At 62.6% G+C, this 10,416-nt stretch carries 11 protein-coding genes; 10 read left to right on the top strand and 1 reads right to left on the bottom strand.

Annotated elements, in window-relative coordinates; all coding sequences use genetic code 11:
- On the bottom strand, window positions 1-564 hold a 564-nt coding region (locus tag QVE23_RS06355; protein ID WP_287967766.1), incomplete at its 3' end, for a dihydrodipicolinate synthase family protein.
- 264 nt (window positions 565-828) lie between these two features.
- On the opposite strand from QVE23_RS06355, the gene QVE23_RS06350 reads away from it, so the two are divergent.
- The 10 genes from QVE23_RS06350 to QVE23_RS06305 all read left to right on the top strand — a co-directional run bounded on the left by QVE23_RS06350 (window position 829) and on the right by QVE23_RS06305 (window position 10,364).
- The gene (locus QVE23_RS06350) at window positions 829-1,602 is read left to right on the top strand and encodes an IclR family transcriptional regulator (protein ID WP_021749722.1); all 774 of its coding nucleotides are present in this window, start codon (window positions 829-831) and stop codon (window positions 1,600-1,602) included.
- A 323-nt stretch (window positions 1,603-1,925) separates the two neighbouring features.
- Entirely contained in the window at window positions 1,926-2,906 is a 981-nt protein-coding gene (locus QVE23_RS06345) for a 2-keto-3-deoxygluconate permease (RefSeq protein WP_021749723.1), read from the top strand.
- Window positions 2,907-2,951: 45 nt separating this feature from the next.
- The gene (locus QVE23_RS06340; protein WP_021749724.1) at window positions 2,952-3,242 is read left to right on the top strand and encodes a UxaA family hydrolase; all 291 of its coding nucleotides are present in this window, start codon (window positions 2,952-2,954) and stop codon (window positions 3,240-3,242) included.
- Window positions 3,243-3,258: 16 nt separating this feature from the next.
- Window positions 3,259-4,422 carry a UxaA family hydrolase gene (locus QVE23_RS06335; protein ID WP_021749725.1) on the top strand — a complete coding sequence of 388 codons (1,164 nt, stop codon included), beginning with the start codon at window positions 3,259-3,261 and terminating at the stop codon, window positions 4,420-4,422.
- A 177-nt stretch (window positions 4,423-4,599) separates the two neighbouring features.
- Complete coding sequence (gene nifJ, locus QVE23_RS06330; RefSeq protein ID WP_287967765.1) at window positions 4,600-8,145, top strand: pyruvate:ferredoxin (flavodoxin) oxidoreductase; 3,546 nt, start codon at window positions 4,600-4,602, stop codon at window positions 8,143-8,145.
- A 300-nt stretch (window positions 8,146-8,445) separates the two neighbouring features.
- On the top strand, window positions 8,446-8,862 hold the full coding sequence (locus QVE23_RS06325) for a putative ABC transporter permease (protein WP_025544504.1): 417 nt from the start codon (window positions 8,446-8,448) through the stop codon (window positions 8,860-8,862).
- A gap of 27 nt (window positions 8,863-8,889) precedes the next feature.
- Window positions 8,890-9,186, top strand: a complete 297-nt coding sequence (locus tag QVE23_RS06320) for a hypothetical protein (RefSeq protein WP_021749730.1) — start codon at window positions 8,890-8,892, stop codon at window positions 9,184-9,186.
- 35 nt (window positions 9,187-9,221) lie between these two features.
- Window positions 9,222-9,557 carry a hypothetical protein gene (locus tag QVE23_RS06315; RefSeq protein ID WP_025544507.1) on the top strand — a complete coding sequence of 112 codons (336 nt, stop codon included), beginning with the start codon at window positions 9,222-9,224 and terminating at the stop codon, window positions 9,555-9,557.
- 1 nt (window position 9,558) lies between these two features.
- Window positions 9,559-9,747: a hypothetical protein gene (locus QVE23_RS06310; protein ID WP_021749732.1), complete on the top strand. Its 189-nt coding sequence runs from the start codon at window positions 9,559-9,561 to the stop codon at window positions 9,745-9,747.
- Window positions 9,744-10,364 (top strand): YcbK family protein, encoded by a 621-nt coding sequence (locus QVE23_RS06305; RefSeq protein ID WP_273482258.1) that lies wholly within the window; start codon window positions 9,744-9,746, stop codon window positions 10,362-10,364. The genes QVE23_RS06310 and QVE23_RS06305 overlap by 4 nt, the downstream gene beginning before the upstream one ends.
- The last annotated feature ends 52 nt before the right edge of the window (window positions 10,365-10,416 follow it).

Here is a 10,416-nt window from a genome sequence, read left to right as displayed (position 1 = left end):
GTAGATCTCGAACTGGGGGATCTGGGACTTGACGACCTTGATGAGCTCCCGGGTGTGGTCCATGCCGGGAACGGTGTCTTTCATGCCCACGATGTTGGGGTGCATCTTGGCCAAAGCCAGCACCGTCTCAGGCGGGATCGTGTAGCCGGTGTTGTCAGGGAAGTTGTAGATGTAGATATCGCCGTGAATCTGCTCGGCCAGGCGGTCATAGTATTGCAGCAGAGCGGAGGGGCCGAAGTGGAAGTAGTAGGGCGGCAGGATCATAACGGCGTCGGCTCCTGCGTCCAGGCAGAAGTTGGAAAAGCTGATGATCTCGTCCGCTACCATGTGGCTGGTGCCGATGATCAGCTTCACCCGGTGGTCGATCTTCTCGATGGCGAATTTGGCCATCTCCCGGCGCTGGTTCATGGGCATGGCGAAAAACTCGCTGCTGCTGCCCTCCACCAGGATGCCGTCTACGCCCTGGTCGATGAGATTGTCGAACAGACGCTCCTGGCTGGCCAGGTCCAGCGTGCCATCCTCGTTGAAGAGTGTGATGGCCGGCGTCAGATATGCTGCGTTCATAGAAAAGTCCTCCTTCATACGGCCCCGGGACCGCTGGCTCCAAACCCGCGGGGTGAGATTTTGAAAACGCACGGGCGGGGCGCGAAAAACAGGCTTTAGTATAACAAAACGGCGCTGAATGTCAAGAGAAGATCTGGTAAAATCCCGCCGGTTGGAAAACAGGGCGGCGGCGCATGCCCGCTTGTCAAACGAAGCGGCATCTGATATGATCGGCCTGGAGAAATCAATCGGCGGCGGAGAGCGCCGGCGTGGAAGGAGCACGATATGACACAGGGACAGCATCGGGCCACAGCCCGGGTTTTGGATATTCTGGAGAGCCTGTCCGGCTCAGAGGAGGGGTTGACGCTGACAGAATTGTCACAGGCCCTGGATGCCCCGAAGAGCAGCCTGTTTCCCATCGTACATACGCTGGAGGAGCGGCGCTACCTCCGGCAGGACGATGGGACGGGCCGGTATACTATGGGTCCCCGGGCGCTGGTGCTGGGAGCGGCCTTCTCGGCGGACCGGGGGCTGGCACCCATTACCCAGGTGATGAAGGAGGTGGCTTCCAAATGCCAGGAGACATGCCAGATGGGCATTCTGGACCAAGACAGGGTGCTGTATGTGGCGCGGGAGGATTCTCCCCAGCCCATCCGGCTGATTTCCTGGGTGGGGACCCGCCTGCCGGCCAACGCCACTGCCGTCGGTAAGGCTCTGCTCAGCGGCCTGACGAACGAGGAGGTGCGGGCGCTGTATGCCGGGGGCCTGCCCCGGCTGACAGAGCAGACCATCACGGATGTAGAGACCCTGCTGGCCCAGTTGGAGGCGGTCCGGCGCGGGGAACTGGCTATGGAGCGGGAGGAATCCACGGACCAGCTGGCCTGCTGGGCCGCGCCGCTGCGGCGGAAGGGAACGGTGTTCGCGGCTCTCAGCATCTCCGTACCGCTCTTCCGCTGCCGGGAAGAGAAGATCGAGCTGGTCCGCCGCAGTCTCCTGACTGCCCAGGCGGAGATCGAAAAGCTGGCCGAAACGCGAAACTTTGGCTTGTCTGAGAATTGACAAACTGGGAACGGCATGATATAATGCGACCGAAAATTCCAAAATAAGAACTGAGTTCGACATAAGGAACAGAAAAGGGCGCCGCGCTGACAAGAGTCTGTCTTGGTGTCCCTCTTGCACGGAGATCTGTGTGCGGTCCCAGAGCCGTCCGGCGGCTGGGACAGGATCCGTGGCCAGAGTCCCTGACAACGGGGCTTTTTTAAGATAAATCCCTTTGGTGTGACGGCCCGCATGATCGGCCGCTCATGCGGGGAATGCTCGCAAATGGCCAGGGGAGAGGCCCTCTGCCCCCCCAGCAAACAAATTGAGGAGGAAGAAAGACCATGATCATGCGATTCCTGAAAAAGATCCCCGCAGGTATGATGGTCGTCCCGATGCTGCTCGGCGCGATTATCAATACCTTCCTTCCGGAGGTCACCAACATCGGCTCCTTCACCACCGCCGTCTTCACCAGTGCCGGCGCCAACACCGCCATCGGTATCCAGCTGTTCTGCCTGGGCACCACGCTGCGGGTCCGGGACATGGGCGGCGTTGTCAAGCGGGGCGGTGTGCTGCTGATCTCCAAGTTCGTCATCGGCGCCGCCATCGGCATTGTGGTGGGCAAGGTGTTCGGCCCCACCGGTGTGCTGGGCCTGAGCTCTCTGGCCATCATCTCCGCCGTCACGAACTCCAACGGCTCCATCTATCTGGCCCTGATGAACTCCTACGGTGACACCGTGGACCAGGCGGCCATGCCTCTGCTGGCCATCAACGACGGCCCCATGCTGACCATGATCGCTATGGGCATCGGCGGCCTGGCCGATATCCCCTTCATGGCCCTTGTGGCTGCTATCGGCCCCATCCTGGTGGGTATGATCCTGGGCAACATCGACAAGGACCTGTCTGACTTCCTGGCCCCCGCCGGCACCATCCTGCTGCCCTTTGTGGGCTTCTGCCTGGGCGCTGGCATGAACCTGACCAACATCGCCAAGGGCGGCGCGCAGGGCATTCTGCTGGGCCTTGTCACCTGCCTCATCGGCGGCGCCTTCATTGTGCTGTGCGACCGCTTCATCAGCCGCCGTCCCGGCTATGCCGGCTGGGCTGTGGCAACCACCGCAGGCAACGCTGTGGCAGTGCCCGCCGTTATCGCCGAGGCGGATCCCTCTTGGGCGCAGTGGGCGGATGTGGCCACCTCTCAGGTGGCGGCGTCTGCCATCCTGACCGCCATTCTGGTCCCCATCATTACCTCTTGGTGGGCCAAGAAGTTCGGCTGCCCCAAGTTCCCGAAAGACGAGGCACAGAAAGCCCTGTTTGAGAAGCACTGATCCCCATTACACATATTCGTTGAGGAACGAAAGGAGTATTACATTATGTTGAACGGCATGATCGTTGAGCCCGTGGACAACGTGGTGGTCGCCATCGAGCCCGTGAAGAAGGGCGAGACCGTCACCTACATGTGCGCGGGCGAGGAGAAGCGCCTGACTGCGGCGGAGGACATCACCATCTATCACAAGCTGGCTGCCTGCGACATCGCCAAAGGCCAGCCCATCGTCAAGTACGGCGAGCACATCGGCCTGGCGGCCCGGGACATCAAGGCCGGCGAGCACGTGCACTGCCACAACCTGGAAGAGCACCGGGAAAACCTGGACAGCAAGGGCTGAGAAGGAGGATACGAGTATGAATTTCTACGGTTACAAGCGTCCGGACGGCCGCGTGGGCGTCCGCAACAAGGTCCTGATCCTGCCTGCCAGTGTCTGCGCCTCTGATACCACCCGTATCATCTCCCAGCAGGTGGTGGGCTCCGTCACCTTCAACAACCAGTTGGGCTGCTCCCAGGTGGCTCCCGACCAGCAGTTCACCATGGACGTTATGGCCGGCTATGCCGCCAACCCCAATGTCTACGGCACCGTGGTGGTGTCCCTGGGCTGCGAGAACTGCCAGATGGACCTGGTGGTGAAGGCCATCCAGGAGCGCACCAACAAGCCCCTGAAGCAGGTCATCATCCAGGAGGCCGGCGGCACCCTGAAGGCCATCGACATGGCCGTCCGCTACGCCAAGGAGATGGTGGAGGAGGCCTCCCTGCTGCAGAAGGAGGAGTTCCCCATGTCCGAGCTGATTATCGGCACGGAGTGCGGCGGCTCTGACCCCACCAGCGGCCTGGCGGCCAACCCCCTGATCGGCCAGCTCAGCGACCTGATTGTCAAGGAGGGCGGCACCTCCATCCTGTCTGAGACCACTGAGTTCATCGGCGCCGAGCACCTGCTGGCCCGCCGCGCCATCAACAAGGAGGTTCACGACCGCATCTTTGAGATCGTCCACCGCTATGAGGACTCCCTGCGCCTGGTGGGCGAGGAAGTCCGTGAGGGCAACCCCTCTCCCGGCAACAAGGCCGGCGGCCTGACCTGCCTGGAGGAGAAGTCCCTGGGCTGCATCCACAAGGGCGGCCATAGCCCTGTCATGGCGGTCTATGACTACGCCAAGCAGGTGGAGGCCAAGCAGGGCCTGGTCATCATGGATACCCCGGGCAACGACCCCTCCTCTGTGGCGGCCATGGTGGCCGGCGGCGCCCAGATTGTGGTGTTCTCCACCGGCCGCGGCACCCCCACCGGCAATCCCCTGGCCCCCGTCATCAAGATCACCGGCAACAAGCTGACCTACGCCAATATGATTGACAACATCGATGTGGATGCCTCTCCCCTGATCTACGGTACCAAGACCATCGAGGAGCTGGGGCAGGAGCTGTTGAAGCTCACGCAGGAAGTGGCCTGCGGCAAGCAGACCAAGGCCGAGTCTCTGGGTTATACCGAGATGGCCATCGCTCGCGTGTGCAACTTCGTGTAAGCTCTGCTGGACGTCGCGCATAGAAGTAAAGAGAATCCATCATGCAGCCGCGGCGGTACGATATGCAAATCCCCCCTTATCGTGCCGCCGCGGCTTTTCACAAGCACCCACCCATCTGCCGGGCGGGATCGCCGCAGGGAAATGCGGCGCATTTTATAACAGGAGATGAGTATCCCGATGAAAAAGAAATTTGCCGTCATGGACGGCAATACGGCCGCGGCCCATGTGGCATACGCGTTCACAGAGGTCGCGGCGATCTATCCCATCACCCCGTCCTCTCCCATGGCGGAGAAGGTGGACGAGTGGTCCGCCAAGGGGCGGAAGAACCTGTTCGGCTCCACGGTGGACGTCATCCAGATGCAGTCTGAGGCCGGCGCCGCGGGCACCTGCCACGGCTCCCTGCAGGCCGGCGCCCTGACCACCACCTTTACATCCTCCCAGGGTTTGATGCTGATGATCCCAGCCATGTACGCCATGGGCGGCCAATTCCTGCCCAGCGTCATGCACATCGCCTCCCGCGTGGTGACCAGCAACCACCACTCTATCTTCGGCGATCACACCGACTTCATGACCTGCCGCACCACCGGCTACGCCATGCTGATGTCCTCCTGCCCCCAGGAGGCCATGGACCTGGGCGCGGTGGCCCACCTGTCCGCCATCAGCGGCAAGTACGCCTTCATGCACTGCTTCGACGGCTTCCGCACCTCTCATGAGATGCAGCGGATCGAGGCGTTGGACTATGAGGACCTACGTCCTCTGGTAGACCAGGAGGCCCTGCAGGAGTTCCGCCGCCACGCCCTGAACCCGGAGCACCCCACCAACCGGGGCAACAACGTGAACCCCGACGTGTACTTCCAGTGCAAGGAGGGCGCCAACGTCAAGGCCGCCTCCATCCCTGACACGGTCCAGCATTACATGGACGAGATTAACAAGCTCACCGGTCGGGACTACAAGCTGTTCAACTACTACGGCGCGCCTGACGCGGAGGAGGTCATCGTGGTGATGTGCTCCGCCAGCGAGGCCGTGAAGGAAACCGTGGACTACCTGAACGCCAAGGGCCGCAAGGTGGGCATGGTGCAGATCCACCTGTACCGGCCCTTCTCCGTGAAGCACTTCGCAGCGGCCATCCCCGCCACGGTGAAGAAGATCGCCGTGTTGGACCGGTCCAAGGAGACCGGCTCCGTGGGCGAGCCCGTGTATCTGGACGTGGTCACCGCCCTGAATCAGGCGGGCCGCGGCGACATCCGTGTGGTGGGCGGCCGGTACGGTCTCAGCTCCAAGGACACCACCCCGGGCCAGTTCATCGCCGTGTATGACAATCTGAAGCTGGAGAATCCCAAGAACAGCTTCACCATCGGCATCAACGACGACGTGACTCACACCTCTCTGGACTACAAGGAGGTGGAGCTGCCTCATCCCGGCGAGGTTTCCTGCAAGATCTGGGGCCTGGGCGGCGACGGCACGGTGGGCGCCAACAAGAACGCCATCTCCACCATCGGCCTGGTGGCCAACAAGTACGCACAGGCGTATTTCTCCTATGACTCCATGAAGTCCGGCGGCCTGACCCAGAGCCATCTGCGCTTCGGTGACGAGCCTATCCGCTCCACCTATCTGGTGTCCTCCGCGGACTTTGTGGCGGTCCATGCCCCCACCTATGTCAACAAGTACGACACCACCGAGGATCTGAAGGACGGCGGCATCTTCCTGCTGAACTGCCCCTGGAGCGCGGAGGAGCTGGAGACCCGCCTGCCCGGCAAGATGAAGCGGGACCTGGCCCGGAAGCACGCCAACTTCTACATCATCGACGCCGCCAAGCTGGCGGTGCAGGTGGGCCTTGGCGAGAAGCGGACCAACAACATCCTTCAGGCTGCCTTCTTTGCCCTGACCAAGGTCATCCCCCTGGATATGGCCGTGGAGGACATGAAGAAGAACAACTACAACTCCTATTTCAAGAAGGCCGGCCAGAAGATTGTGGATCTGAACGACAAGGCCGTGGATCTGGGCATCAGCGCCGCTGTGAAGGTGGAGATGCCCGCCTCCTGGGCGGACGCGCCTGACACTCCCATGGCCGAGCCCAAGAACGCCTCTGCCTTTGTCCGTGACATCGTGCTGCCCATGGACCGGCAGCAGGGCGACAAGCTGCCTGTGTCTGTGTTCCAGAAGCACGGCGTGCTGGACGGTACCTGGGAAAACGGGACCTCCGCTTTCTCCAAGCGGGGCGTGGCAACCAAGGTGCCCAAGTGGAACGCGGAGAGCTGCATCCAGTGCAACCGCTGCGCCATGTGCTGCCCCCACGCCGCCATCCGGCCCGTGCTGCTGGCCGAGGAGGAGAAGGCCCAGGTGCCCGCGTCCTTTGAGACCGTGCCCGCCAAGGGCCTGGGCAAGGACGCCCCCAGCTACTTCTTCCGGATGCAGGTCTCTCCCTATGACTGCCTGGGCTGCGGCGTGTGCCTGACCGCCTGCCCGGCCAATCAGAGCGACAAGACGGCGGACGCCCTGGTGATGACCCCCTTCGAGGAGATGAAGTCCGAACAGGCGAACTTCGACGAGGTCGCCATGAACGACAAGTACCTGAAGAAGGATGTGATCAACAGCAAGACCGTCAAGAACATGCAGTTCGCCAAGCCGTACTTCCAGTTCTCCGCCGCCTGCGCCGGCTGCGCCGAGACCACCTACATCAAGCTGCTGAGCCAGATGGTGGGCGACCGGATGTACGCGGGCAACGCCGCAGGCTGCTCCTCCGCCATCTCCGGCGGTGCGCCCATCCTGCCCTACTGCAAGGACAGCCAGGGCCGCGGCCCCGCCTGGGAGCACTCCCTGTTTGAGGACAACGCCGAGTTCGCCTACGGCTTCTTCCACGCTCAGGATGCCATCCGCAAGGAGCTGCTGATCCGGCTGGAGAGCATGAAGGACGCCGGCATCGCCCCTGCGGAGATCGAGGACTACATCAACAACTGGAACGACGGAGAGAAGTCCCGCGCCGTGTCCGACGCCCTGATCGCCGCCCTGGAGAAGTGCGAGCAGACCGAAGATGTGTCCTATATCCTGGAGAACCGTGAGTATCTCTCCAAGAAGTCCATCTGGGCCATCGGCGGCGACGGCTGGGCCTACGACATCGGCTTCGGCGGCATCGATCACGTCATGGCCCAGAGCCGGGATGTGAACCTGCTGGTGCTGGACACCGAGGTGTACTCCAACACCGGCGGCCAGTCCTCCAAGTCCACCCCCACCTCCGCCGTGGCCAAGTTCGCCGCCGGCGGCAAGCAGGTGGCCAAGAAGGACCTGGGCGCCATCCTGATGACCTACGGCTATGTGTATGTGGCCCAGGTGGCCATGGGTTATGACCAGGCCCAGACCCTGAAGGCCCTGCGGGAGGCGGAGTCCTATCCCGGCCCCGCCATCGTCATCTGCTACTGCCCCTGCCTGGAGCAGCATATCAAAGCCGGCATGAGCTGTACCCAGGACGAGATGAAGAAGGCGGTGGAGTGCGGCTACTGGCACCTGTACCGGTATGATCCCCGGCGCATCGCCGAGGGCAAGAACCCCTTCCAGCTGGACTCTCCCGCGCCCGATACTGACAAGCTCATGGACTTCCTCATGGGCGAGAACCGCTTCGCCTCTCTGAAGAACAACTTCCCCGAGCGGGCGGACGCCCTGTACCAGAAGGAGATCGCCGACGTCAAGGCCCGGTACCAGAAGTACCGCAAGATGGCGGAGGACTGATTTCCGAAGGAACAGATCAAATACAGATGCCCCGGCGCCGGTTACGGCGCCGGGGCGTTTTCTCTGCGCTGCGGGCATTCCTGCCCGCGGCGCTTTTTGTGGTGAGCGGAGGGAGAGATGCATATAACCTGGAAGAGAGGAAGGCGGGAAAAGAAATTTCCGCCGCGTTGCACGCCGCCGTGCGCGCCGGCCGGGAAATAAAGGATATGGTTGACGGCTCCGGCTATGCATAGCGGAGCCGCCGGAAAGGCACGATAGCGGTTGAAGCCAAGCGAATTTCAGAGCAGGGAGGACACGAACGTGAAGAGATGGCACAAGGCCTTGATCCTGTCGCTGATGGGCGGGGATCTCTACTGCATGGTGGAGCTGATCTGGCGGGGGCACACCCACTGGAGCATGTTTCTGCTGGCGGCGATGCTGAGTCTGCCGCTAGATTTGGCCAACGAGCACATGGCCTGGGAGCGGCCCCTGTGGCTCCAGGCGCTGATCGGGGGCAGCGTCATTACCTTGGCGGAGCTGGGAGCCGGGCTGATCCTGAACGTCTGGCTGAAGCTGGACATCTGGGACTACTCCCGCCTGCCGGGCAACCTGTGGGGGCAGGTGTGCCTGAAGTACGCCCTGCTGTGGGTGGTGCTGGCGGGGACCGCCATCGTGCTGTTCGACTGGATGCGGCACTGGCTGTTTCAAGAGGAGCGGCCCCACTACCGCTGGATCTGAGAGGAGGGATGCAGGATCGGAACGGAGGTGCTCTGCGCGCTGATCGCCGGGGCGGCTACCGTACTGGCGGCTGGGGCGGAATACCGCTCCCGGAAGAGTGCCAGGCGGGCAGATGCCCGGGCGGCGCGCCGGGCTACGGAGAGCAGGCTGGCTATGGATCTGATGTACGCCACCTGTTCGTTGTCCCTGACCACGGCCAAAAAGTTGGCGGGTCAACATACCAACGGCGACGTGGAGGAGGCCATGCGTGCAGCGGAGACGGCCCGCACGGCGTATATCGGCTTCGTCCGCAGCGAGGCGGCCCACAGCGTCAGTAAAATTTGAGCCGGGCAGGACCCGGAGAGAGGATGGTACATAAGATGAAAACCCTGGAGGAAGTGCTGTACGATTACACCAGAGGAGAGAAGACTCTGGAGGAGGCCAACAAGGCCCTGAAGGAACTGGGGTGCGGGCTCACCCTGGACCCCACCCGCAATCTCTTCTCCGCCCGGGAGCTGCTGGAGACCCGGGCGGGAGAGACGCCGGACGAGGCCAACGGCTGGGGCATTCTGGACCACGGTGTGGGCAGCCTGGAAAAGGTCCATGTGGTGAACGGCCGCACGGTGGACGTGGACATGGGCCAGGAGACCGCCTATGTCTATATGGCCGGAAAGCGATACCGCCTGCGGGGCGATGTGCTGACGGAGGAGGACTGAGATGGAGCTGCTGACACAGCGCCTGGCCAGCCTGCTGACGGTGAAGAGTCTGGTGACGGTGATTCTGACGGCGGTATTTGCTGCCATGGCCGGAACGGGCCGGGTGACCGCGGAGCAGTTCTTGACCGTGTTCACCGTGGTGATCGCTTTTTACTTTGGCACGCAGGCGGAAAAGCGGGCCAGGGAATGAGCGTGGGGACATACAGCCTTGCCCGGGAGGGGGACAAGCTGCTGTCCCCCCACTTCCGGGTGCGGGAGTTCGCCTGCCGGGACGGGGCAGACCTGGTGAAGATCGACACGGATCTGGTGGAGCTGCTGGAGCGGATCCGCACTGCCGCCTGCGGGGCGGTGACCGTCAACAGCGGGTACCGCACCGCTTCTTACAATCAGAAGGTGGGCGGCGCCAGAGCCAGCCAGCACCTGCTGGGCAGGGCGGCGGATATTCAGGTGAGCGGTGCCTCGCCCCTGCTGGTGGGGCAGATAGCGGAATACTATCTGGGCGGACACGGTGGGATCGGCGTCTATCAGACCTTCACCCATGTGGACACCCGGACCGCACGAGCCAGATGGGACCAGCGGAGCGGACGGGAGGTGGCCGTCTCCGGCTGGCCCGGCTGGCGGCCCAAGGAGGAAACAGTCATGGACAACATCCCCAGCGCGTATGCGGAGGAAGCAGTGGCCTGGGCCGTGGAAAACGGCCTTTTGCAGGGCAGCGAGGCGGGGAACCTGATGCTCTCCCAGCCCGTCACCCGGCAGCAGCTGGCAGCGGTGTTGTACCGCTTTGCAAAGCTGGAGGGGCAGACCTGATACATTATTAAAATGTAGAGTTTCCAGAATGCGGCGGCGTTTCCGGGCTTTT

Source organism: Oscillibacter sp. KLE 1728, from assembly GCF_934833455.1.
In the GTDB taxonomy this organism is placed as follows: Bacteria; Bacillota; Clostridia; order Oscillospirales; family Oscillospiraceae; genus Oscillibacter; species Oscillibacter welbionis.
The sequence above is the reverse complement of the archived record's forward strand: the minus strand, read 5'-3'. Positions and strand labels throughout refer to the sequence as shown.

Coding starts and splice junctions, on each gene's coding strand:
- QVE23_RS06350 (WP_021749722.1), top strand. CDS start 829: ATGACACAGGGACAGCATCGGGCCACAGCCCGGGTTTTGGATATTCTG.
- QVE23_RS06345 (WP_021749723.1), top strand. CDS start 1,926: ATGATCATGCGATTCCTGAAAAAGATCCCCGCAGGTATGATGGTCGTC.
- QVE23_RS06340 (WP_021749724.1), top strand. CDS start 2,952: ATGTTGAACGGCATGATCGTTGAGCCCGTGGACAACGTGGTGGTCGCC.
- QVE23_RS06335 (WP_021749725.1), top strand. CDS start 3,259: ATGAATTTCTACGGTTACAAGCGTCCGGACGGCCGCGTGGGCGTCCGC.
- nifJ (WP_287967765.1), top strand. CDS start 4,600: ATGAAAAAGAAATTTGCCGTCATGGACGGCAATACGGCCGCGGCCCAT.
- QVE23_RS06315 (WP_025544507.1), top strand. CDS start 9,222: ATGAAAACCCTGGAGGAAGTGCTGTACGATTACACCAGAGGAGAGAAG.
- QVE23_RS06310 (WP_021749732.1), top strand. CDS start 9,559: ATGGAGCTGCTGACACAGCGCCTGGCCAGCCTGCTGACGGTGAAGAGT.
- QVE23_RS06305 (WP_273482258.1), top strand. CDS start 9,744: ATGAGCGTGGGGACATACAGCCTTGCCCGGGAGGGGGACAAGCTGCTG.